Raw genomic sequence first — 24426 nt, 5'->3', positions numbered from 1 at the left:
AGGTAAGTCACAATCAGGAAATGTTCATCATGCAGCAGCTACAAAATGTAATCGAATCCGCTTTCGAGCGTCGCGCCGAGATCACCCCGGCAAATGTTGATACCGTGACCCGCGAAGCGGTAAATCAGGTGATTGCCCTGCTCGACAGCGGTGCGCTGCGCGTTGCTGAAAAAATTGATGGTCAGTGGGTCACCCACCAGTGGCTGAAGAAGGCGGTGCTGCTTTCTTTCCGCATTAACGACAACAAAGTGATCGAAGGTGCTGAAAGCCGCTATTTCGATAAAGTCCCGATGAAATTCGCCGACTACGACGAAGCGCGTTTCCAGAAAGAAGGTTTCCGCGTTGTGCCGCCGGCGGCAGTTCGCCAGGGTGCCTTCATTGCACGCAATACCGTGCTGATGCCTTCCTACGTCAATATCGGGGCCTATGTTGATGAAGGTACCATGGTCGACACCTGGGCAACCGTAGGCTCTTGCGCGCAGATCGGTAAAAACGTTCACCTGTCCGGCGGTGTCGGTATTGGTGGCGTGCTGGAGCCGCTGCAGGCCAATCCAACTATCATCGAAGACAACTGCTTTATCGGCGCGCGTTCTGAAGTGGTTGAAGGCGTTATCGTTGAAGAAGGTTCCGTGATCTCCATGGGCGTTTACATCGGCCAGAGCACACGTATCTATGACCGTGAAACCGGTGAAGTCCACTATGGCCGTGTACCAGCAGGCTCCGTTGTCGTTTCCGGCAACCTGCCTTCTAAAGACGGCTCTTACAGCCTGTACTGTGCGGTGATCGTGAAGAAAGTGGATGCCAAAACCCGCGGTAAAGTGGGCATCAACGAACTGCTGCGTACCATCGACTAAGTTTTTTGCACCAAAAGGCGGGTTATCCCGCCTTTTTTGCATCTGGCACTAGCGGAAAAGGAATTTTCCGTTAATTCTCTAATGGTTATTGATATTGAAGGGTACCGCTTATGTACGATAATTTAAAAAGTCTGGGTATTACCAATCCTGATGAAATCGATCGTTACAGCCTCCGGCAGGAAGCCAACAACGATATCCTGAAAGTCTATTTCCAGAAGGATAAGGGCGAGTTTTTTGCCAAAAGCGTGAAGTTTAAATACCCACGCCAGCGCAAAACCGTGGTGGCCGATGGCGTAGGCCAGGGCTACAAAGAAGTGCAGGAGATCAGCCCCAACCTGCGCTATGTCATCGATGAACTCGATCAGCTTTGCCAGCGCGATCGCACCGAAGTCGATCTGAAGCGTAAGATCCTCGACGATCTGCGCCACCTCGAGTCCGTTGTGACCAACAAGATCAGCGAAATTGAATCCGATCTGGAAAAACTGACCCGCAACAAGTAGTCCAGTAACCTATAAAAAAGGGCCGCAAACGCGGCCCTTTTCAGCTCTACACGAAGATTACTGCATCAACAGGTAAATCTGCGAATCACCACGCTGAATGCTCAGCGCCATCACCGACGGTTTGCTGTCCATCACTTTACGCAGTTCGGCGATATTGTTCACCGCCTGTTGGTTCACGCCGACGATAATGTCACCTTTTTTCAGGCCAATACGCGCTGCCGGGGTATTTGGCTTCACGCTGGTGACCTGTACACCTTTCTGGTCTTTTCCGCCTCGATTGCTCATCTCAGCGCCTTCAATACCGGTAAAGATAGTGGCGGCATCAACCTGATTCTGAGTGCTTTGCTGCAGCTCCAGGCTGACCGTCACCGGCTTGCCGTCACGCAACAGGCCCAGAGAGATTTTGCTGCCCACCGGCATAGAACCAACTTCTGCGCGCAGTGCCGCAAAGCTGCTGATCGCCTTCCCGTTCAGAGAGGTGATCACATCACCTGCTTTGATCCCGGCTTTAGCCGCGGAAGAGTTCGGCATGACCTGGCTGACAAACGCGCCACGCTGAGCGTCGACTTTCATCGCTTTCGCCAGCTCGGAGTTGAGTTCGGTGCCCATAATCCCCAACTCGCCGCGACGAACCTGGCCGTACTGCACCATCTGAGCGGTCAGGTTTTTCACCATGTTGCTCGGAATAGCGAAGCCGATACCGATGTTGCCGCCGTCCGGTGCCAGAATCGCGGTGTTGATGCCGATAAGCTCACCGTTCAGGTTAACCAGCGCCCCTCCGGAGTTACCGCGGTTAATCGCCGCATCGGTCTGGATAAAGTTCTCGTAGTTTTCAACGTTCAGGCCGCTACGGCCCAGCGCAGAAACGATACCGGAGGTCACGGTTTCGCCCAGGCCATACGGGTTACCAATGGCTACTGTGTAATCCCCTACGCGCAGCGCGTCGGAGTCGGCAATTTTAATCGCCGTCAGGTTTTTAGGATCCTGCAGCTGAATAAGCGCAATATCTGAGCGCGGGTCTTTACCCACCACTTTGGCGTCAAACTTGCGGCCATCGCTCAATTGAACTTTGATCACGCTGGCGTTATCCACCACGTGGTTATTGGTGACGACATAGCCTTTCGCTGCGTCAATAATGACGCCAGAACCCAGGGCCATAAATTTCTGCTGTTGGCTGCCGCCGTCACCCCCACCCTGGGCGCCACCGCCCTGACAGAAAGGTGAACTTTGGAACGGCGAACCGTCCTGGCAGAATGGCGAGTTATCACCGAAGAATTGCTGGAAATTACGCCCCATACGCGGAGTATTTACCGTTGTGCTCCCTTCAACGTTGATACTCACCACTGAAGGCATTACCTGCTCCAGCATCGGCGCAAGGCTTGGCAGCGGCTGCGCAGCAGATGCGGAAGAGGCCGTCTCAGCGGCGGAGGCAGACATCGGACTCAGCGCCAAACCCAGACTAAGAGCCAGCGCACTCATTGCTAACGTGGTTTTTTTCATGGAATCATCTCAACTTTCAAATAACGCAAAATTGCTGTGTTGGTACACCATTCAGAGTGAAGTTTACGCGCTAAGTTCAGCGCTTAAGTGCATGGAAAAAGTAAAAATTTATTGGTCATCTTTACAAAACTCGCGAAAACCTCACTCCACCGCCATCAGGCGTCGATACTCATCCCAGGCATATAAATCGGTCATTCCACTGATGTAATCCTGGATAAGCCTTGCACGGAAATAGTATTCCCACACGGAAAAATCAAGACTTGCCGGATGCAAAGCGTTCACCGCTTCCACATAGGCAAGCCTATGTTTGGTCGAAAGTTTATGGAAAAGGCGTGATTCAATAGGCAGGCGACGCAGGCTTTCCTTACTCACCAGCTCCGTGAAGTCCTCCGTTGAAAGCTCGAGTAAGGGACTGTAAATATCCAGTAAACCGCTGATAACCCGGTATCCCTGCAGTTCCAGTTGCTCAATATCCGGATGGCTGAAGACCTGGCGAACGGCCACCTGCTTATACAGCTCCAGCAGCCGGGCAAACGGGCTGTCGTCCTCCAGCAGCGCATGATTGAACTCGCCGGAATAAATCTCAGGCAAATTGTCGATAAAACGCTGGGCGGCATACGGCGCCAGTTTGTTTAGCGTATTGACACGCAGGTACATAAAGAACTGATCTTCCGCACTGCGCCGCATTTGGTTGGTGCGGGATTTCTCCCAGGCATCTTTCACCACCAGCTCAAAGAGATCGCCCTTGGCCTGCTCTCCCCATGAATCGCAAAGATGCTGATACAGCTGCTCGACGCTGAAAATACGTTTTTCGACGGCATCTTCCAGATCGGCCACACAGTAAGAAATATCGTCCGCCGCTTCCATTATCCAGGTGAGTGGGAAACGGCTGTATTCGCCAAGATCCAGCTCTTTGCGCAGGCGGGCGATATACCCTTCTTCCGACAGGTAAAAGCCCGGTTTTTTCATTAAATAAGCATGGCTGGCCGGCGGCGTTTGAGCAAACCAGGCCGGGCGGGTGTACTTGAGGATACAGCCAACCTGCGCCCAGGTCAGATTCATCCGCAACAGGCTGTGTACCAGCCGAATACCTTGCGCATTCCCTTCAAAATGGCATAAGTCCTGACGCACTTTGCTGCGTAAAGTATTTAATCCCTCTTCTCCTTCGCGCAGCCTTAAAACGTCCACCTTGCAGCGATCGTCACTGTGGGGCTGCCCGCCGCTATCTTTCGGCTGCAGACGCTGGCGGAACCAGTCGTTAATCGCCGACTCGCCAAAATGACCGAACGGCGGATTACCGATGTCATGCATCAGGCAGGCCATTTCCACTATGCTTTCAAACGGGCCGGTCAGCTCATCAAGGCCATATTTCTCCAGCGCCTTCTGCTCCTTCAGGCGGCTGAGGATCTCCTTGGCAATGTAGCGCCCGACCTGCTGCACCTCCAGCGAATGGGTAAGACGAGTACGCACGGCAGCATTACGCTCAAGCGGGAAGACCTGCGTTTTCTGCTGCAGGCGGCGGATTGCGGGAGAATTAATGATCCTGCCGCGGTCGCTTTCGAAGATACGCAGGATCTCCAGTTCGCTCTTCTCTCCTTCGGGCGAGCGGAAGCGTCGATGCCAGTTAATTTTTTTGCGGAAGTCTATTTCGCTCATGCCCACTCCTGTTCCGTTGATAAGGAGACTGTTTGCCATGATAGACTATGCCCCGAAAATCGAGTCATGTTCCACCACATTAGCGAGTATCTCTATGAAAGCAGGCATTATTGGTGCAATGGAAGAAGAAGTTACGCTGCTGCGTGACAAAATCGAAAACCGTCACACTCTGAGCATCGCCGGTTGTGAAATTTATACCGGGACGCTGAACGGCGTTGAAGTGGCGCTGCTGAAGTCCGGCATCGGCAAAGTTTCTGCGGCCATGGGTGCTACTCTGCTGCTGGAACACTGCAAGCCAGATGTGATCATCAACACCGGTTCAGCGGGTGGCCTGGCGCCAACGCTGAAAGTAGGCGATATCGTGGTATCCGACGAAGTGCGCTATCACGATGCTGACGTCACCGCTTTCGGTTACGAGTATGGCCAGATGGCGGGCTGCCCGGCGGCTTTCGTTGCCGACAAAAAGCTTATCGACGCGGCAGAAACCTGCATTAAAGAGCTGGATCTGCACGCGGTTCGCGGCCTGATCGTCAGCGGCGATGCATTTATTAACGGCTCCGTCGCGCTGGCAAAAATTCGCCACAACTTCCCGCAGGCCGTTGCGGTAGAAATGGAAGCAACAGCTATCGGCCACGTCTGCCATAACTTCAATACGCCATTTGTGGTGGTTCGCGCCATCTCCGACGTAGCCGATCAGCAGTCTCACCTCAGCTTTGAAGAGTTCCTGGCCGTTGCCGCGAAGCAATCCACTCTGATGGTGGAAAAACTGGTTCAGCACCTGGCTTGTGGCTAAGCTCATCCTTTGGCGCGGGGCCACCGCCCTGCTCCTTTGCCTCCCGGCGCTGCTGTTTGCGGCGCCCCGGGTCATCTCCCTCTCCCCGGCAAATACCGAACTGGCCTTCGCCGCCGGTATTACCCCTATTGCGGTGAGCGCTTACTCTGATTACCCGCCTCAGGCAAAGCAGATTGAACAGTTAGCTAACTGGCAAGGCGTCAATTTCGAGCGCATCGTCGCCCTGAAGCCGGATGCGGTACTGGCCTGGCGCGGCGGTAATCCTGACAGGCAGGTGAACCAACTGGTTTCGCTGGGGATCAAGGTCATCTGGCTGGATCCTAAAAGTGTCTCTGACGTTGAGGCTGCGCTGCGCCAGCTCGCGCCGTTCAGTCCGACACCTGAAAAAGCAATCCAGGCGGCTGACACGTTATCCCGACAGTTTGCCGAGCTAAAATCTCGCTACGGCCATAGCCAAAGCAAAAAAGTATTCCTGCAGTTCAGCCAGCAGCCCCTGTTTACCACCAGCAAAGATTCCATTCAGAACGAAGTCGTTGAACTTTGCGGCGGGCAAAATATCTTTGCCGACAGCCGGGTACCCTGGCCACAGGTCAGCCGTGAACAGGTGCTGACGCGCAAACCGCAGGCTATTATTATTTCTGGCGATGCGAGCAATATTCCGTCGGTACAACAGTTCTGGAGTAATCAGTTGAAAGTTCCGGTTATTGCCGTCAATGATGACTGGTTTACTCGCTCAGGCCCGCGTATTATCCTCGCCGCAAAACAGCTCTGTGAAGAGCTGGCGAAAGCTTAACGTCATGCTCTGAGGGTCATAAATGCTGGTCTATTGGCTGGATATTGTCGGTACCGCCGTGTTCGCTATTTCCGGCGTTTTGTTGGCCGGAAAGCTGCGGATGGATCCCTTTGGCGTGCTGGTGCTTGGGGTGGTTACCGCGGTAGGCGGAGGAACAATTCGCGATATGGCGTTAGCCAACGGCCCGGTATTCTGGGTAAAAGATCCCACAGACCTTGTGGTCGCCATGGTGACCTGCATGCTGACGATAGTCCTGGTGCGACAGCCGCGACGTTTACCCAAATGGGTGCTTCCCGTGCTGGATGCCGTCGGCCTGGCGGTGTTCGTGGGTATTGGCGTCAATAAAGCTTTTCTCGCGCATGCCAGCCCGCTGGTTGCAATCTGCATGGGCGTAATCACCGGCGTAGGCGGCGGGATCATCCGCGACGTGCTGGCCCGTGAAGTCCCGATGATTCTGCGCACCGAAATTTACGCCACCGCCTGTATTATTGGCGGTATCGTCCACGCCACGGCTTACCATACCTTTAACGTCCCGCTGGATCAGGCCAGTATGATTGGGATGGTGGTAACATTGGTGATTCGCCTGGCGGCCATCTACTGGCACCTTAAACTGCCGACCTTTGCGCTAACTGACCGACAATAGCCATAAAAAAAGCCGCGTATCAAACGCGGCTTTTTTGTTTCAGCAGCTCATCAGATGCTGAAGGAGGAACCACACCCGCAGGTGCTTTTCGCGTTCGGGTTAGTCACCACGAAGCGGGAGCCTTCCAGGCCTTCGCTGTAATCTACCGCGCCGCCGACCAGGTATTGCAGGCTCATCGGATCCACAACCAGAGCAACGCCCTGTTTCTCGATGGTCATGTCGCCGTCGTTGATCTGGTCGTCAAAGGTGAAGCCATACTGGAAGCCGCTGCAACCACCACCGGTGATATAGACGCGAAGTTTCAGATCAGGGTTCTCTTCGTCTGCAATCAGACTTTTCACTTTATTGGCTGCGGCTTCGGTAAACTGCAGCGGCAGCGCTACGTCATCACTCATTTTTTGCTCCCAACAATTAACAAGTCGGGCAGAAAACAACCCGCACTTTTGCGGCATTATCTAATACCCGAGTAATTCGTTCAAGTATTCTGCCCGGCGGAAGCCTGCTCGTTCGCTCGAGCCTTCTCAGCCTCTTGTTTTGCCAGGGTTCTTGCCAGAATTACCGAGTATAGCGGTTTCCCGCCCAGAAATTGTGCCAACAGTGTCGCCCCAAGGCAGGTGATAATCATTGGCAGAATGAGCTGGTAATTATCCGTCATCTCAAGCACCAGCACGATAGCGGTTAGCGGAGCACGCAGCGAGGCCGCCAACAACGCCCCCATTCCGGCAATCGCAAAGGTGCCCATATCCAAATGATACGCGGGGAACCAGGCCGCGCAGGCCGTGCCGAAAGCCGTGCCCAACAGCGTGCCCAGCGCCAGCATCGGGGCAAAAATACCGCCGGGTGCGCCGGAGGAAAAACACAGCAGAGTCGTGATAACGCGAGCCACAAACAGGAACAGCAGCATACCGATGGTGTAGTTCCCCATCGCCGCAATCGGGATCAGGCTAAACCCACCGCCGGACGCCGCCTGCTGGATAAGCCCCAGCACGCCACAAAGCCCGCCAATAAGCCCGCCGATCAGCACCCACTTCTTAATGTTGCCGCCGTGAATGCGCTGGAACATATCCTGAGCGCCGATCACCAGCCGGTTAAACACCACGCCGACAATGCCAAAAATCATGCCGAGGATCAGATACAGCCACAGCGTGTTGACCGGCGCATCCGCCAGTTTGCCCACCTGAATCACCGTGGTTTCGGTATTAAAAATGCGGAACACGATGCTCGACATAATCACGCCAATAAACACCGCTTTTATCGAAATCAGGTTGTAGCGGAACTGGGTGCGCATCTCTTCGATGATAAACAGAATCCCGGCCAGCGGCGCATTAAACGCCGCAGATAGCCCGGCCGCAGCGCCGGTTGCCAGCAGTGAGTGACGAGCTTCTGCGCCTTTCATGCGAAAAATGTCGGTGACCATTCGCCCGATATTGCCGCCGAGCTGCACCGTTGGCCCTTCGCGCCCCAGCACCATTCCCGCGCCCAGCGTACCCATCCCGCCGATGAATTTCACCGGGATCACCCGCCACCAGCGCACTGGCCGCAAATCTTCCAGCGCACCTTCTATTTCAGGAATGCCCGAACCACCGGCCTCCGGCGCAAAACGGCGCACCAGGAAATAACCCACCATCGCCAGCAGCGCGGAGCTGATAAACGCCAGCGGCCACACCAGCCAGGCGCTGTCGGCGACCTGCGCCAGCATACCGATACGGTGCTGAAGCACCCAGTTGACCGATTTCTCAAACGCCACGCCGACCAGGCCCGCCAGGGTTCCCACGATGGCAGCCATCAATAGAATCATTAGCGGCATTTTATCCTGGCCAATCAGGCGACGCAGAATAGCGCCGCGACGCTGGCTTACGCTTTGCGCCGGGTCGAGAGCATCATGGGCTAAATTCATGGGTTCAAACCGTTTAGTCATACAAATAAGGCGGGCATTTTACCCACAGATAAGACCTTCGTCTTATTAAATTAGCTAATAAACCGTAACGTTTGATTTGGGCAAATATTTCAACGCAGCGCTGGTTTCACATAGAATAGCCCGCTGTCACCATTTCCACGAATCAGGAGCCGATTCATGAGTAAGTCTGAAAACCTGTACGCCGCAGCCCGCCAGGTCATTCCCGGCGGCGTTAACTCACCGGTACGCGCCTTTACCGGCGTGGGCGGTGTGCCACTGTTTATCGAGCGTGCGGACGGGGCTTACCTGTATGACGCAGACGGTAAAGCCTATATTGATTATGTCGGCTCGTGGGGCCCAATGGTGCTCGGCCACAACCATCCGGCGATCCGCAATGCGGTTATCGAAGCCGTTGAGCGCGGCCTGAGCTTCGGGGCACCAACCGAAATGGAAGTGAAAATGGCGGAGCTGGTTTGTGAGCTCGTGCCAACAATGGATATGGTTCGTATGGTGAACTCCGGTACCGAAGCCACCATGAGCGCAATCCGCCTGGCTCGCGGCTACACCGGCCGCGATAAAATCATCAAGTTCGAAGGCTGCTACCACGGCCACGCGGACTGCCTGCTGGTGAAAGCCGGCTCCGGCGCGCTGACTCTCGGCCAACCGAACTCTCCGGGCGTGCCGGCAGACTTTGCGAAACACACCGTGACCTGCACCTATAACGATCTGGCCTCCGTGCGCGAAGCCTTTGAGCAATATCCGCAGGATGTCGCCTGTATCATTGTTGAACCCGTCGCTGGCAACATGAACTGCATTCCGCCTAACGCAGACTTCCTGCCAGGCCTACGCGCGCTATGCGACGAATTCGGCGCATTGCTGATTATCGATGAAGTGATGACCGGCTTCCGCGTGGCGCTGGCGGGCGCTCAGTCATACTACGGCGTAGAGCCAGACCTGACCTGCCTCGGCAAAATCATCGGCGGCGGGATGCCGGTCGGTGCGTTCGGTGGCCGCCGCGAAATCATGGACGCCCTGGCGCCAACCGGCCCGGTTTACCAGGCGGGCACGCTCTCCGGTAACCCTATCGCAATGGCGGCGGGCTTTGCCTGTCTGACTGAAGTGTCGCAGCCTGGCATTCACCAGACCCTCACCGAGCTGACGGAAATGCTGGCTAATGGCTTGCTGAATGCAGCAAAAGCAGAAAACATCCCGCTGGTGGTGAATAACGTCGGCGGCATGTTCGGCCTGTTCTTCACCGATGCAGAAACCGTGACCTGCTATAAAGACGTGGTTGCGTGCGACGTAGAGCGTTTCAAGCGCTTCTTCCACCTGATGCTGGAAGAAGGCGTGTACCTTGCGCCGTCAGCCTTTGAGGCGGGCTTTATGTCAGTGGCACACAGTAAAGAAGATATTCAGAGAACCATCGACGCGGCGCGCCGCGTGTTTGCGAAGCTGTAATCTTTCACCTCACTCTGCCCTCTCTTTGATATTGAGAGAGGGCTAAGTGAGAGTTACCTTCCCTGCTTTCTCAGCAGATAAACGAAGTAAGGCGCGCCGATAAACGTCGCCAGCAGCCCCGCCGGCACCTGATTCGGGAACAGAATCATCCTGCCGCACCAGTCAGCCAGAATCATTAGCATTCCGCCAAAAACCCCGGCCATCGCTATCTGCGGCATTGCCCTGCGGAAACCAAGCATACGAGCGATATGCGGCGCCATCAGCCCGACAAAGCTTAATGGGCCCACGATTAACGTTGCCGTGGCGGTCAGCGTTGCAGCCAGTAACAACAGCGCAAAGCGTGAGGGCGTTAATGCCATACCAACCGCTCTCGCCGTCGCACCACCCAGCGGTAAAATCACCAGCCAGCGGCGCAGCAGCGGCGTGATCGCTAACAGCACAATCATCACCGCCAGCGTCCTCACGGCCTGATCACCGGTTACGTTATACGTCGAGCCAGAAATCCAGGTCAGCAGCGTCGCCATACGCGGATCGCCGCTTGCCATCAGCATCATCAGCAGCATGGTAAAGGCGGTACTGAGCGCCATCCCGGCCAACAACATACGCTGAGGTGAAAAGCCCCCGCGCCCGGCAGCGATCATGATGATCAGCAACGTCACCGCCGCGCCAAGACTGCCTGCTGGCAGAAGCCAGACAAAAGCATTCCCCGGGACAATAAACAGCATCAGCACCACGCCAAAGGCCGCACCGGAGCTGATCCCCAGCACTTCCGGGCTTGCCATCGCATTGCCGGTTAACCGCTGGATCAGGCAGCCCGCAACCGCCAGCATCACGCCTGCGGTCAGAGCAGCCATAACTCGCGGCCAGCGCCACGGCAGCACATCATCAAAGAGCGCGCCGCTCAGCCAGCGCCAGCCATGAGCATCGCGCCCCAGAGCCAGCGCGGCAGCAATCACCAGTAGCAGAACACCAAGACCTGCGGCAACCCAAAGCAGTACACGCTGGCGTTCAGCCTGAACGTGGTCTCCTGCGCTCATGGACGGTGCACCGCTGGTACGCAGACGCGGCAGCAGCCACAGCAAGATAGGTGCGCCAATAAGTGCGGTAATCGTTCCGGTAGAGACTTCGCCCCACACGCTGGAGAGCCAGACCACAACCTGGTCGGAAAGCCAGAGGATCAGCGCCCCAATCAGCGGGGTGAGGAATAAACGAGCCGCAAGGCGGCGAGCGCCTAACATTTTTGCCAGCAAAGGCGCGAACAGCCCGATAAAACCGACAATACCGACCGCGTTGACCAGCTGAGCGCTGATCACAATCGCCAGCGCCAGCGTCGCCAGCCGTACCAGAGAAAGCGCCAGACCGAGATTGCGGGCTACGCCATCGTCCAGCCCCATCAGCGTCAAAGGGCGCAGCAACAGCAGCGTTAGCAGCAGGCCGCCCAGCAAACGCGGCCACAGACTTTCAACGCTGCTCCAGTCCTGCTGATTGAGTGACCCGGTACTCCACAAGAACATATTCTGCAGCTGATCGTGGTGGAAGATAGCCAGCAGCTGGTTGACCGCCCCGCAGTAAAGGCTCAGCACCAGGCCCGCAAGAATCAGCGTGACCGGCGACATCCGTTTACCCCAGGCTACGCCGAAGACAAGCAGGCCAACAACCGCCGCACCTATCAGCGCCGCAAACGGCTGGGCTGCCAACGGCAACACCCAAAGCGTGGCGACCGTGACGCCAAGCTGGGCGCCGCTGGCTACGCCAAGCGTTGTCGGCTCCGCCAGCGGATTTCGCAGCACCTCCTGGAACAGGACGCCGACTAGTCCCAGCCCGGCCCCCACCAGGAGAGATATCGCCAGGCGCGGCAGAAGGCTGAAGTGAAACAGCATCTGTTGAACATGGTCGATGTCCGGCGCGACAAAGGCGCTGCGCCACTGCGAGGAAGGTAAGACGCCATTCATGTTATGCAGCGTCAGCCAAAGCGCGCAGATAAACAGAACCAGCAGCAGGCTGGCAGGGAAAATAACGTGACGTCTCATCAGGCCAGGCTCCTCAGGCCGTCGTCCAGCACGCGGGCAAAGTGCATCGCCGACATCGTCGTGCCATAAAGCCAGACGGCGGGAACTTGTTGAAAACGGTTCTGGCGGATAAACGGCATTGCTTTCCACAGCGGCGTGGCCGTCACCTGGCGGGCAACCGCTTCGTTTTTATGGTCGAAGCACAGCACATCGGCGTCTCTTATCGCGGCCAGGCGTTCAATCCCGACGACCGCCGTTCCCCAGAAATTCGTTTCTTCTTGCCAGGCATTTTTCACCCCCAGCAGATCCATCACTTGTTCGAATAAGCTGTGCTTGCCCACCACCAGTGCATGACGATTATCCAAAAATGACATCAGCAGTACCGGGCGGTTGCCGCGAGCGGCAAAGCGGGGCTTCATGTTGGCAATGAACGCATCAAATTTGGCCAGATGGTCACTGGCGGCCTGCTGCATGCCCAGCGTATCCCCCAACTGAATGAGTGATTTACGCGCAATCTCCAGCGGCTTGCCGGAACCATCGTTAAAATTGAATCCCAGTCCGGGCGCGATACGGGTGATTTTGTCTGGCGAAGGGCCGTAGCCTGCGGAATAGAGAATTAGAGACGGTTTTAGCTGCGCCATCAGCTCAAGGTTAGGCTCGGTGCGCAGGCCAACATCCACCACGCCTTCCGGCAGCTTAGGTTCGTTAACCCAAATCTGGTAATTAGGAATGTCGGCGACGGCCATCGGCGTCACGCCCAACGCCATCATCAGCTCAACGGGCAGCCACTCCAGCGCGATGATGCGTTTTGCATCCGGCACCGCCGCCTGCGCCGCTGGAAGCTTTAGCAGCAGCGGTGAAAGCGCCATCGCCGCCAGAAGGCGGCGACGGGTCAACAGAAAGTCATTCATACGGCTCATCAATAAACAAAACTTACCGGCGCAGCCCCCGCCGGGTGCGGCAGGATGCCCATCGGAATACCGTAGATGTGCTCCAGCGTATCGCTTTGCATCAGCGTCTCTGGCGTACCCTGAGCAATCATTTCCCCGCCGCGCAGCGCCACCAGGTTATCACAATAGCGTGCAGCCATATTGATATCGTGCAGAACGGCAACCACCGTCAGGCCGCGCTCCTGGCTAAGACGATGAATCAGCGCCAGCACATCTACCTGGTGGGCAATATCCAGCGCAGAGGTGGGTTCATCAAGCAATAAACAGCGGCTATCCTGCGCCACCAGCATGGCAATCCACGCCCGCTGGCGCTCGCCGCCGGACAAGCTGTCCACCAGGCGATGCGCGAACGGCTTCAACCCAACCAGGCTAATTGCCTCATCCACCAGCTCGCGGTCAGCCACGCCAAAACGCCCCAACGCCCCATGCCACGGATAGCGGCCAATCGCCACCAGCTCACGCACCGTCATTCCCTCAGCGGCCGGGAGCTGCTGGGGTAGATAGGCGACCTGACGGGCAAAAGCTTTGCTGCTCCAGCTATCCAGCGGCTGTGAGTTCAGCAGAATTTCACCCTCAGAAGGTTTCTGGTGACGGCCCAGCATTTTCAGCAGCGTCGATTTACCTGAGCCGTTATGGCCAATCAGGCCTGTAACTTTGCCCACCGGGAAGGTGATAGACAGCGGATGGAGTAGCGTGCGGCCTGGCACGCGGAACGTGACATCGGTGAGGCTAAAAGTCGTGTCGGGATGAAGTTGTTTATCCTGCATGGTAGCCATCTTAGTGAAGGGCACGGCGAACCGTGCCCGGGAGACAAGTTAGAAGCGGAAGGTCGCGGTAGCAACCACCTGACGTTCGGCGCCCCAGTAGCATGCATAGTCACGGTAGCAACTTGAGACATACTCACGGTTGAACAGGTTGTTGACGTTCACAGCCACGGAAGAGCCAGGCAAGCCGAATCGAGCCAGATCGTACTTAACCATAGCATCGGCAACGGTATAGCTCGGCACGTTAAACGTTTCGTTCACTTGAGGGCCAGAAGCATAGAAGCTGGACGTTGCGCCAACATAACGAGCGCCAGCCCCGAAGGTGAATCCACTCAGCGCGGTTTCGTGGAAGGTGTAATCAGCCCACAGGGAGGCCATGTTACGTGGCACTTCTGCCGGACGTTTACCCTGATACAGCGTGTCATGGGTATATTCAGCATCTGTGTAGGTGTAAGAAGCGGTCAGGTTAATATTCGCACTAACGGCAGCTTTGGCTTCCAGCTCCAGGCCACGGGAGCGAATTTCTCCCCCCTGAACACTAAAGGCATTATCGTTCGGATCGACAGTTAAGTTCTTGTCTTTCGTCAGATGATAAACGGCAGCGGTAACAGTGACCGGCATGTCTTTAGGTACGTACTTCACGCCAGCTTCGTACTGTTTACCTTTAGACGGATCGAATGGCTTACCTTGCTTGGTAGAGCCTGACACCGGTTCAAAGGATTCGCTGTAGCTCACGTAAGGGGAAATACCATTATCGAACAGATAATTCAGGCCACCGCGCCACGTGAATTGGTTATCGCTAACTTCAGCCAATGTTCCTAAGGAGCGAGTAAACGTAGACGTTTTAGCAAAATCATATCGGCCACCCAGCGTCAGAACGAACCTGTTCCACTCCGCCTGATCCTGCATGTAAAGCCCCGTCTGCTGCTGACGGTTAATGACTGCATAAGGGAAGTTAGTCACAACGTTCGCGTTGCCGTACTGCGGATTACTCATGCTAAGTGGGTCTGCAGAGCCATACATAGCATCAATGTCGTTGCGCATACGCATGTAATCAACGCCGGTCAGCAGGGTATGGTCAACCGCCCCGGTGGCGAATTTAGCCTGCGCCTGAGTATCTACAGAGAAGTTATTAAGGTCTTCGTCAGAACGAACGTAGGCCCGGCTAATCTGTCCAGGAGAGACATAGCCATTTCCGTAAACGGAATCATAGAGCGTGTGAACGCGCGTATAACGAAGATTCTGGCGAACGGTCCAGGTGTCGTTAAACTCGTGCGCGAAGCTATAGCCAACCATTTGCTGGCGACGAGACATTTTGTTGTCTCTCTCACCTTCATTGAAATCGGTAGGCAATTTGTGAGAGTTGCCGTTGGCATCAACGTAAGGAACAACCGTGCCCTGGCGAGGAAGCCAGCCGTAATAACCCGCGTTAGGATCGCTTTGGAAGTTACTCAGGAAGGTGAAATCTGTTTTGTCATTAGGGCGCCAGCTAAAGGATGGAGCAATAGCGTAGCGGTTTGATTTGACCATTTCTTGCTGGGCATTTTCGCTGCGGCCTAAGCCAGTCAGGCGGTAGGAGAATTCACCGTTATCATCCAGCGCATCGCTGAAGTCGAAACCGGTTTGCCACAGGTTGTTGGTGCCCATCTTAAACTGAATTTCGTGCAGCGGCTCGGTCGTTGGGCGCTTGCTGACCATACTCACTACGCCGCCTGGATGGCTTTTACCATAAAGCACAGACACAGGGCCACGCAGCAGCTCAACACGCTCCAGGAAATAAGGATCCATAGAAGCTTCAGAGTAGTTATCTCCCTGCAGCTTCATGCCATCCAGATATTGGTTAGTGTTAACGGTCGAAGATGTCGTGAAACCACGAATGGAGACCACGTCATAAGTTGAAGAACTTCCGCGAGTAGAGAACACGCCAGGCGTGTAATCCAGGGCTTCTTTCACCGTCTGCGGCTGACGGGTATCCATCTCTTCGCGGGTCACCACCGAAATAGACTGCGGGGTCTTTTCAATCGGGGTATCGGTTTTGGTCGCCGTGGCGCTGCGCTTGGCGGCGATGGTTGGCGATGGCCCCCATGCGCTTTCGGCCGGCACCGCGGCGGCTGAAACGGTAATTGTGTCTTCTTTTTTGGTCGTGCCGGTATCCGCCGCGAAGCTATTTGCGCTGACGGTGCCCACCGCCGCCGCCACGAAAAGGGCAAGCTTACGGACAGGGTTTTTGGCTGGCTGACCAGGGAGTGAACGCGCCATGATATTTTCTCTGGTGAAGTAGTAAATGATAACGTAAACGATAATTATTATTATGCCCGCAGGATAATAGACGAAACGTTTGCTGCATAGCAAGTGCTTCACATCCGCGCGAATACTAAGGGAATAAGAAATAACCTGATGGTTTATGAGGTGTTATTGGCGTGTGAAATTTAAGATAAGGAACGCGTTTCGGCGGGAAAAAGCAGGCGAAAAAAAACCTCCCCCATTCAGGGAGAGGTTTATAAGTGAAGCGTGGTTAGTTACTGCCGAACATGTCCTTAATCCAGCCTGCAACACCATCGCTTTTCTGTTCCTGAGCGGGCTGTTGCTGCTGTTGAGGCTGCTGCTGCGGTTGTTGCTGCGGCTGCTGGCCTGCTGGCGTCTGGCTGAACGGGTTAGCCGACTGCTCTTCCTGCTGGCTTTGCTGGCAAAGCGCGCTCGGGTTCGTCGTCCAGACCGGCAGAACGCGATCGCCACCGCCGCTGCACTGGAAGTAGCCCGCGCCGTTGACGCTCATATCCACGATATCTTCGGGCTGAGTCAGATCCAGCGGGATCGGGGACTGGTTCGCCAGATAACGCTGGTACAGAGACATTGCGCCGCTGGCACCGTACAGCTTAGTCGGCTGGTTGTTATCGCGGCCAACCCAGGTAATGGTCACTTCGCGGCCATCAACCCCGGCAAACCAGGTATCGACGTTGTTGTTGGTGGTCCCGGTTTTCCCCGCCAGGTGCAGGTTCGGGTATTTACCGCCCAGGGCACGGCCCGTACCGCGAGCCACCACCTGCTGCATACCAAACAGCGTCAGATAAGCGGCCTGCGCAGGCACCGCCTGTTCCGCCTGCGGGAAGCTCTGATACAGCACGGTGCCGTCTTCGGCAATCACCGAACGCAGCGCGGAGAGCGTGGCGCGGTTACCGCCGCTGGCAATAGTCTGGAACGCCTGCGCTACCTGGATAGGCGTCAGGTTCAGCGCCCCCAGAATCATCGCCGGCACCGGATTAAGCTGGTCTTTTGGTACCCCAAGCTTGGTCCAGGTATCGGTAATAGCCGGCAGGCCCAGCGTCATCCCCAGGTTTACGGTTGGCACGTTCATCGAGCGCGTCAGCGCATCCACCAACATTACTTGTCCGCTGTATTGGTGATTATCGTTCTGCGGCGACCAGACCTGGCCGTTTGACAGTTTGATGCCAATCGGGGCATCGGCAAGCCAGGTATTCAGCCGGAACTTATCCGGCTGGCTCAGCGCCGTCAGGTAAGTGGCCGGTTTTGCCAGCGAGCCAATGGAGCGACGAGCCTGCAGCGCACGGTTAAAGCCCGCAAACTGCGGTTCCGCACCGCCGACGACCGCGCGAACTTCACCGGTAAAGCGGTCAACAATGACCATTGCCGCTTCCAGATCGTTCAGCTTACGGGATGCACGCAGCACCGGCACGCCTTCGGTCACAGCTTTCTCTGCCGCATCCTGAGACACGGAGTCAAAGGTGGTGAATATCTTCACGCCGGATAAGTCTTTCACCTTGTCGCCCAGCTTGTCCTGAAGCTCCTGACGCACCATCTGCATAAAGGCAGGCTGAGGAGAGATAACGCCGCCGCGAGGCTGCACGCCCAGAGGACGCGCGCTCAGCATGTCATACAGCTCCTGATCGATAACTTTCTGTTCCTGCAGCAGACGCAGGACCAGGTTACGACGTTCAAGCGCCAGCTTCGGATTACGCCACGGGTTATACAGCGACGCGCCTTTTACCATCCCCACCAGCAATGCCTGCTGGTCGAGGCTAAGCTCTTCCACCGGGCGGCCGAAGTAATAGAGGCTTGCCAGCGGGAAACCACGAATCTGATCGTCGCCGCTCTGGCCGAGGTATACCTCGTTCAGATACAGCTCAAGGATGCGATCTTTGTCGTAGCGTGCATCCATGATCAGCGCCATGTAGGCTTCGTTGGCTTTACGCCACAGCGTACGCTGGTTACTAAGGAAGAGGTTTTTCACCAGCTGCTGGGTCAGCGTACTGCCGCCCTGCACCGCTCGCCCGGCCGTCAGGTTAGCGACAACGGCGCGGCCAATGGAGTAAATGCTTATCCCGTCATGCTCGTAGAAATGGCGGTCTTCGGTAGCAATCAGCGTGTCGACCAGCAGATCCGGGAAGCCGGAACGCGGCACAAACAGGCGCTGCTCGCCGTTTGGCGAAGAAAGCATGGTGATCAGACGCGGGTCGAGGCGGAAAATACCGAAGCTGCGGTTATTATCCATGTTCTGGATAGATTCCAGATGACCACCGTCGAACACCAGGCGAGCGCGAATCTGCCCTTCTTTACCGTCCGGGAAGTCAAACGGGCGGCGAATCAGCTCGATGTTGTTCCCCTGCACGGTGAACTCACCCGGACGCGTCATGCTCGACACCTGCCGGTACTGAGTCGCTTCCAGCAGCTTCACCATCTCCGCTTTGCTGTAAGGCATATCCGGCTCAAGGTTAACCATACGGCCATAGACCGCCGCCGGAAGCTGCCAGACTTTGCCGTCAATGCGGCTGCGGATCTGCTGATCGAGGTACACGCCGTAAATAACCAGCACCACAAAGAAGATGATCGCCAGCTTCACCAACAGCCAGAAGAAACGGCGTTTTTTCGACGGGCGGCCCGAGCCTTTCCCCTTACCTTTTCCCTTACGCGGCGGCATAGGTTCTTCGTCCTCGTAATCATCGTCTTCATACTCGTCGTCATACTCCTCTTCCTTGAGTCGACGACGGCTCACCTTCTCTTTCGCCGGACGCGTTGGTTTTCCTTTACGTCCAATAGGCTCGCGGTCATTCCCCGCCATGCATCTTCTCCACAAAAGTTCAGGCGCAAAGGCCCGATTCTCCGTTCTTCCGCGTAATGCGAAAGAAGAAATCTCTCAAAAAACAACCAGACATTCTTATCAAGAATGCCTTTTCGTGTTTGCTCCCTCACCCATTGGGAGAGGGTATCAGGAATACTTTTTCGTCCGGCGCGTCGGGGCAGTATTCGCCGGATCGTCCGGCCAGACGTGCTTCGGATAACGTCCCTTCATCTCTTTCTGCACTTCTCGCCAGGCTCCGTTCCAGAACGCCGTTAAATCGCGGGTGATCTGCAACGGCCGCTGCGCCGGAGATAATAGCTCAAGCACCAGCGGAACGCGCCCATCGGCGATGCAAGGCGTCTGTGCTTCACCAAACATTTCCTGGATACGTACCGCCAGTACTGGCGGATTTTCGCTGTCGTAGCGAATCGCAATCTGGCTTCCGGTCGGCACAGTGTAATGAGTTGGCAGGGCACTATCCAGCCGTTGACGCATTGGCCAGTCAAGCAAATTACCCAGCGCCCGGTTGAGGTCGATATTTTTCAACGCACGTAGCGAATGCACGCCTCGCATTTCCGGCAGCAGCCAGTCTTCGAGCTTCGCCAGCAGCGCCTCGTCGTCTACCTCCGGCCACTTTTGTTCCGGCAGCCAGCGAGCGGCACAGGCCAGGCGCAACCGCAGTTGCTCAGCCGGAACGGACCACTCAAGTAGCCCAAGCCCGCGTTCACGGATCCCGTTTAAAATCGCCTGCTGCATTTCATCTTCTGAAGGCTTCGCTAACAGCTGGGTTTTCACCACCAGCCTGCCGATTTGCCGACGGCGATATGCTTTTAACGATCCGCGCTCTTCATCCCACTCCACCGAATCACTTTCGGTCAGCAGATGCGGCATACGAGCGACAAGATCTTCGACATCCAGCGGCAGCGCCAGCAGGATACGAGCGTCCGGCGACTGGCTGCCCTGCAGCAGCAGAGGAGCAATCAGCCATTCATGCCGCGTCATGGCGTCATCCTGCTCCAACATCGCGCCCATACCGTTCGCCAGCTGATAACGCCCCTCAGCCCCGCGCCGCCTGGCGATACGGTCGGCAAATCCGCTGGCCAGCAGCGGCATGGCTAACAAGATATCCAGTTCCCCGCCCCGGGCATTCATTCTTTTCAGCAGCTGAGAAGAGCGCTGCCGCCAGTTGCCGTTTCTGCTGTCGAAAATAGACCGCAAATCACCGCCGCCCTGAGTACGCGGCGGCTCTTCGAGGATTGCAGACAGCCATGCGGCAGTGGCCTGTTCATCCGGCGTTTTTGCCCTCACCAGCATTGAGGCAAGACGCGGGTCATTGCCCATTTGCGCCATTTTTTGCCCTTCTGCCGTCAGGCGTTGCTGCTCGTCAACGGCACCCAACTGTCTTAACAACCGCTGAGCGGCCGCAAGGTTAACCTCCGGCGGCACATCAAGCCAGGTCAACTGGCGCACGTCCTGACAGCCCCATTGCAATAGCTCAAGCAGCAGGCCGGATAAATCGCTTTGTAGGATTTCCGGTTCGCTCTGGGCCGCCGCACGTTCGGCCTGGTCGGCGGCGATCAGATGCAGACAAATCCCCGGCTCCAGACGCCCTGCTCGCCCGGCCCGCTGGGTCATAGAAGCCTGGCTCACGCGCTGAGTGACCAGCCGGGTCAGCCCGGTACGAGCATCAAAACGCGCAACTCGCTCCTGGGCCGCATCAACCACCAGGCGGATCCCCTCAATGGTCAGGCTGGTCTCAGCAATGTTAGTCGCCAGAACCACCTTACGCGTTCCCGCAGGGGCGGGCAGAATCGCTTTACGTTGCTCGCTCAGGGGTAAAGCACCGTACAATGGGCAAAGCTGAACATCGCTCGCCACTCGCTCTTTGAGTTGCTCCTGCACGCGCTGAATTTCGCCCACGCCGGGCAAAAACAGCAGCAGCGATCCGGACTCTTCGCGCATCAATCCCGCCACAGCGCTCGCTACGGCCTCATCAAAGCGCTGATGTGCCGGCAGCGCCATGTAGCGACGCTCAACCGGGAAAGCGCGGCCTTCTGAAGTAATCACCGGTGCATCAGGGAGGCATTGCTGCAGGCGCTGATTATCCAGCGTTGCGGACATAATCAGGATCTTAAGATCATCGCGAAGCCCAGCCTGCACATCCAACAGCAGCGCCAGGGCGAGATCGGCCTGCAGGCTTCGCTCGTGGAATTCATCGAGGATCACAAGCCCTATACCGCTCAGCTCAGGATCCTGTTGGATCAGCCGTGTTAAAATCCCTTCAGTCACCACCTCCAGCCGGGTATTTGGCCCCACGCAGCTATCAGCGCGCATCCGGTAACCGACGGTTTCTCCCGGTTTCTCACCCAATAGCTCAGCCAGCCGCTGAGCAACGTTACGCGCGGCAAGGCGACGAGGTTCGAGCAGCAAAATGCGGCCTTCCAGCTTACTCTGCTGAAGGATTTGCAGCGGCAGCCAGGTCGATTTACCTGCGCCGGTAGGGGCATTGAGCAAAACTTGCGGGGCATACTCGAGCGCTTTCAGCACTTCCGGCAGTACGGCCGCAACCGGTAATGAGGACACAAACGGCTCCAAAGGGTTAACATCGGCAGTCGCGCATTGTAGCATCCCGCCAAACCATAACCGAGAGACAACCATGGCCGAAAATCGACGCCTGTTTTTTGCCCTGACGTTACCGTCCGAGGTTCAGCAGCAAATTATTCACTGGCGCGCAGCCCAGTTCCCGGCAGATGCAGGCCGACCGGTAGCCGCGGCCAATCTGCATCTCACGCTGGCATTTTTAGGGGATGTATCCGACGAAAAACGTCAGGCACTGTGCCGACTCGCCGGAAGAATTAGTCAGCCCGGATTTACGCTACGCCTGGACGATGCCGGGCAATGGCTGCGCTCAAGCGTCGTGTGGCTGGGGCCACGCCAGGCCCCACGCGGCCTGCTGCAGTTGGCCAATATGTTACGCTCCCAGGCCGCACGCAGCGGCTGCTATCAGTCTCCACAGCCGTTTCATCCCCACGTGACGCTTTATCGCAATGCAATACGTTCCGTGGCGCTCCCCGCCCCGGGCTTTAGCTGGCAATTCCAGGTTAATGAATTTTCGCTGTACGAGTCCCTGTTTGAACAGGGCAGAACCCGCTATCAGGCGCTGGAACACTGGTCGCTGACTAATAAGGAAGAGTAAATGGAGTTTTCACCCGCGCTGCAGCCCGCCACGCTGATTAAACGCTATAAACGCTTTCTGGCGGACGTTGTGACCCCCCACGGCGAAACCATGACCCTGCATTGCCCCAATACTGGCGCAATGACCGGCTGCGCTACGCCAGGCGACACGGTCTGGTATTCCACATCGGCCAGCCCGACGCGCAAATACCCCCATACCTGGGAGCTTACGCAAACGCAAAAGGGTGAGATAATTTGCGTCAATACGTTACGGGCGAACACCCTGGTCAAGGAAATGCTGACCACCTCGCCGCCGGTAGAGCTGGCGGGCTATGACAGCCTTCAGGCCGAAGTAAAATACGGTGAAGAACGCAGCAGAATTGACTTTATGTTACAAGCGAGTAACAAGGTTAACTGCTATATTGAAGTGAAATCAGTCACGTTGCTCGAGCAGGATAAAGGCTATTTTCCCGATGCCGTGAGCCTGCGGGGCCAAAAACATTTGAGAGAGTTGATGAATGTGGTTCAGCAAGGAGAGCGCGCGGTGCTACTGTTTGCGGTATTACATTCTGCTATCAATAGCGTCTCGCCAGCCCGCCACATTGATGAGAAATATGCGCGGCTGTTGACCGAGGCACAGCAGTGTGGGGTTGAAATTATCGCCTGGAAAGCAGAACTTTCTGCCGAAAGGATGACTCTAACTACGCCGTTGCCTGTCTTTTTATGAAAGCATCTGGTTAAGGACAGATAACGTATTGTCTTTTTTATAGTCGGGTCGTTTCGCAAATAAGCTTTTCTTCACACGGTTGTCAAGAGAGGAGTTTATATAATTGCCAACCTGAAAAGCATCTGCTATTTATAGCGGCCTGATTTTACCCCGACAGGGGACCGATAAGTGCGTGTTAAGGAGAAGCAACATGCAAGAAGGGCAAAAGCGTAAAACGTCGTCCCTGAGTATTCTCGCCATCGCTGGGGTGGAGCCATACCAGGAGAAAACGGGCGAAGAGTACATGAACGAAGCCCAGCTGTCGCACTTCAAGCTTATTCTTGAAGCATGGCGTAATCAGCTCAGGGACGAGGTAGATCGCACCGTTTCGCACATGCAGGATGAAGCGGCTAACTTCCCGGACCCGGTTGACCGTGCGGCCCAGGAAGAAGAGTTCAGCCTCGAACTGCGTAACCGCGATCGTGAACGCAAACTGATCAAAAAGATCGAAAAAACGCTCAAGAAAGTGGAAGACGAAGATTTCGGCTACTGCGAATCCTGCGGTGTAGAAATCGGTATTCGTCGCCTTGAAGCACGTCCGACCGCTGATTTGTGTATCGACTGCAAAACGTTGGCAGAAATCCGCGAAAAACAGATGGCCGGCTAACGGCTCTCGGAAATGCCAGACCTCTATGGCGGGAGACTCTCCCGCCATATTACTTTATTGCACCCCAAAAAAATGTCAGCTCAACTCTACATTGGCCGTTTTGCCCCCTCACCTTCCGGGGAACTGCATTTTGGCTCACTGATTGCCGCTCTCGGCAGCTACCTCCAGGCTCGCGCTCAACGGGGCCGGTGGCTGGTACGCATCGAAGATATCGATCCCCCTCGTGAAGTTCCCGGCGCCGCAGACACCATTCTCAAACAGCTTGAGCACTACGGCCTGCACTGGGATGGCGAGGTTATGTGGCAATCTCATCGTCACGATGCCTATCGCGCCGCGCTGGCCTGGCTCCAGCAGCAGGGGCTGAGCTATTACTGTACCTGCACCCGCAGCCGTATCCAGCAGATCGGCGGTTTCTACGATGGTCATTGCAGAACCCTTGGCAACGGGCCACAAAACGCCGCAATGCGTCTGGTGCAAAATAACCCGGTGCTGAGTTTCCAGGACGGCCTGCGTGGGCAATTGCATGCCGATGAGGCTTTGGCGCGGGAAGATTTCATCATTCACCGCCGTGACGGCCTGTTCGCCTATAATCTTGCTGTCGTCGTGGATGACCATTTCCAGGGCGTGACGGAGATCGTACGCGGTGCAGATTTGATTGAGCCGACGGTGCGGCAAATCTCCCTATACCAGCAATTTGGCTGGCCCGCGCCCGGCTATATTCATCTGCCGCTGGCGCTCAACGAGCAAGGTTCTAAGCTTTCGAAGCAGAATCACGCGCCCGCGCTGCCGCAGGGCGATCCTCGCCCGCTGCTGGTAGACGCGTTGCGCTTTTTAAATCAACAAGTAGCGGACAGCTGGCAGGATCTAACGCTGGAAAGACTGCTTGAGCAAGCCATAACGAACTGGTCGCTGAATAATGTGCCGGTGAATACATCATTCTCAAATGCCCCACACTGAGCTATGATTAGCCGCTGTTTTTTTTTGT

General features: G+C 56.1%; 20 protein-coding genes. 10 read left to right on the top strand and 10 right to left on the bottom strand.

Annotated features, from left to right (window positions below; all coding sequences use genetic code 11):
• Window positions 1-29 precede the first annotated feature (29 nt).
• Both dapD and CNE01S_RS04180 read left to right on the top strand, forming a co-directional pair.
• The gene (dapD, locus tag CNE01S_RS04185; protein WP_016534961.1) at window positions 30-854 is read left to right on the top strand and encodes a 2,3,4,5-tetrahydropyridine-2,6-dicarboxylate N-succinyltransferase; all 825 of its coding nucleotides are present in this window, start codon (window positions 30-32) and stop codon (window positions 852-854) included.
• Window positions 855-964: 110 nt separating this feature from the next.
• Window positions 965-1354, top strand: coding sequence for a DUF3461 family protein (locus CNE01S_RS04180; protein WP_008456913.1), 390 nt, complete (start codon window positions 965-967; stop codon window positions 1352-1354).
• A gap of 57 nt (window positions 1355-1411) precedes the next feature.
• Here the strand turns inward: CNE01S_RS04180 and degP are convergent, their stop codons facing one another.
• Both degP and dgt read right to left on the bottom strand, forming a co-directional pair.
• Window positions 1412-2854, bottom strand: coding sequence for a serine endoprotease DegP (degP, locus tag CNE01S_RS04175; protein WP_061273692.1), 1443 nt, complete (start codon window positions 2852-2854; stop codon window positions 1412-1414).
• 141 nt (window positions 2855-2995) lie between these two features.
• Window positions 2996-4510 carry a dGTPase gene (gene dgt, locus CNE01S_RS04170; RefSeq protein WP_061273690.1) on the bottom strand — a complete coding sequence of 505 codons (1515 nt, stop codon included), beginning with the start codon at window positions 4508-4510 and terminating at the stop codon, window positions 2996-2998.
• 94 nt (window positions 4511-4604) lie between these two features.
• Here dgt and mtnN point away from each other — a divergent pair, with 94 nt between their 5' ends.
• From mtnN to CNE01S_RS04155, 3 genes are read left to right on the top strand one after another with little or no spacing between them, the layout of a single operon-like run.
• Entirely contained in the window at window positions 4605-5303 is a 699-nt protein-coding gene (mtnN, locus tag CNE01S_RS04165; RefSeq protein ID WP_061273753.1) for a 5'-methylthioadenosine/S-adenosylhomocysteine nucleosidase, read from the top strand.
• Window positions 5296-6096 carry a vitamin B12 ABC transporter substrate-binding protein BtuF gene (gene btuF, locus CNE01S_RS04160; RefSeq protein WP_061273687.1) on the top strand — a complete coding sequence of 267 codons (801 nt, stop codon included), beginning with the start codon at window positions 5296-5298 and terminating at the stop codon, window positions 6094-6096. Before mtnN ends, btuF begins: the two co-directional genes overlap by 8 nt.
• Window positions 6097-6118: 22 nt before the next feature.
• Complete coding sequence (locus CNE01S_RS04155) at window positions 6119-6739, top strand: TRIC cation channel family protein (RefSeq protein WP_061273685.1); 621 nt, start codon at window positions 6119-6121, stop codon at window positions 6737-6739.
• A 50-nt stretch (window positions 6740-6789) separates the two neighbouring features.
• Here the strand turns inward: CNE01S_RS04155 and erpA are convergent, their stop codons facing one another.
• Entirely contained in the window at window positions 6790-7134 is a 345-nt protein-coding gene (gene erpA / locus CNE01S_RS04150; RefSeq protein ID WP_038475460.1) for an iron-sulfur cluster insertion protein ErpA, read from the bottom strand.
• Between the two features lie 80 nt (window positions 7135-7214).
• Window positions 7215-8636: a H(+)/Cl(-) exchange transporter ClcA gene (gene clcA, locus CNE01S_RS04145; protein ID WP_061273683.1), complete on the bottom strand. Its 1422-nt coding sequence runs from the start codon at window positions 8634-8636 to the stop codon at window positions 7215-7217.
• Window positions 8637-8813: 177 nt separating this feature from the next.
• Here clcA and hemL point away from each other — a divergent pair, with 177 nt between their 5' ends.
• Window positions 8814-10094 (top strand): glutamate-1-semialdehyde 2,1-aminomutase, encoded by a 1281-nt coding sequence (hemL, locus tag CNE01S_RS04140; protein ID WP_061273681.1) that lies wholly within the window; start codon window positions 8814-8816, stop codon window positions 10092-10094.
• Between the two features lie 53 nt (window positions 10095-10147).
• On the opposite strand, the gene fhuB is transcribed toward hemL, so the two are convergent.
• The 6 genes from fhuB to hrpB all read right to left on the bottom strand — a co-directional run bounded on the left by fhuB (window position 10148) and on the right by hrpB (window position 21477).
• A complete protein-coding gene (gene fhuB / locus CNE01S_RS04135) occupies window positions 10148-12124 on the bottom strand; it encodes a Fe(3+)-hydroxamate ABC transporter permease FhuB (RefSeq protein WP_425430194.1) in 1977 nt (658 codons plus the stop codon).
• A complete protein-coding gene (gene fhuD, locus CNE01S_RS04130) occupies window positions 12124-13023 on the bottom strand; it encodes a Fe(3+)-hydroxamate ABC transporter substrate-binding protein FhuD (protein ID WP_061273679.1) in 900 nt (299 codons plus the stop codon). The genes fhuB and fhuD overlap by 1 nt, the downstream gene beginning before the upstream one ends.
• Complete coding sequence (fhuC, locus tag CNE01S_RS04125) at window positions 13023-13820, bottom strand: Fe3+-hydroxamate ABC transporter ATP-binding protein FhuC (protein ID WP_061273677.1); 798 nt, start codon at window positions 13818-13820, stop codon at window positions 13023-13025. The genes fhuD and fhuC overlap by 1 nt, the downstream gene beginning before the upstream one ends.
• Before the next feature lie 48 nt (window positions 13821-13868).
• On the bottom strand, window positions 13869-16076 hold the full coding sequence (gene fhuA / locus CNE01S_RS04120; RefSeq protein ID WP_061273675.1) for a ferrichrome porin FhuA: 2208 nt from the start codon (window positions 16074-16076) through the stop codon (window positions 13869-13871).
• A 256-nt stretch (window positions 16077-16332) separates the two neighbouring features.
• Window positions 16333-18894, bottom strand: coding sequence for a bifunctional glycosyl transferase/transpeptidase (gene mrcB, locus CNE01S_RS04115; RefSeq protein ID WP_061273673.1), 2562 nt, complete (start codon window positions 18892-18894; stop codon window positions 16333-16335).
• 147 nt (window positions 18895-19041) lie between these two features.
• A complete protein-coding gene (gene hrpB / locus CNE01S_RS04110; RefSeq protein WP_061273750.1) occupies window positions 19042-21477 on the bottom strand; it encodes an ATP-dependent helicase HrpB in 2436 nt (811 codons plus the stop codon).
• A gap of 73 nt (window positions 21478-21550) precedes the next feature.
• On the opposite strand from hrpB, the gene thpR reads away from it, so the two are divergent.
• The 4 genes from thpR (at window position 21551) to gluQRS (ending at window position 24398) form a co-directional block, all read left to right on the top strand.
• Complete coding sequence (gene thpR, locus CNE01S_RS04105; RefSeq protein WP_061273671.1) at window positions 21551-22090, top strand: RNA 2',3'-cyclic phosphodiesterase; 540 nt, start codon at window positions 21551-21553, stop codon at window positions 22088-22090.
• On the top strand, window positions 22091-22795 hold the full coding sequence (gene sfsA / locus CNE01S_RS04100; protein ID WP_061273668.1) for a DNA/RNA nuclease SfsA: 705 nt from the start codon (window positions 22091-22093) through the stop codon (window positions 22793-22795).
• A 190-nt stretch (window positions 22796-22985) separates the two neighbouring features.
• Entirely contained in the window at window positions 22986-23441 is a 456-nt protein-coding gene (dksA, locus tag CNE01S_RS04095; RefSeq protein ID WP_008460361.1) for an RNA polymerase-binding protein DksA, read from the top strand.
• Window positions 23442-23513: 72 nt separating this feature from the next.
• Window positions 23514-24398 (top strand): tRNA glutamyl-Q(34) synthetase GluQRS, encoded by an 885-nt coding sequence (gluQRS, locus tag CNE01S_RS04090; protein WP_061273666.1) that lies wholly within the window; start codon window positions 23514-23516, stop codon window positions 24396-24398.
• Window positions 24399-24426 lie beyond the last annotated feature (28 nt).

This window comes from Cedecea neteri NBRC 105707 = ATCC 33855 (genome assembly GCF_001571265.1).
In the GTDB taxonomy this organism is placed as follows: Bacteria; Pseudomonadota; Gammaproteobacteria; order Enterobacterales; family Enterobacteriaceae; genus Cedecea; species Cedecea neteri.
This window is presented reverse-complemented; position numbering and strand designations above follow the sequence as displayed.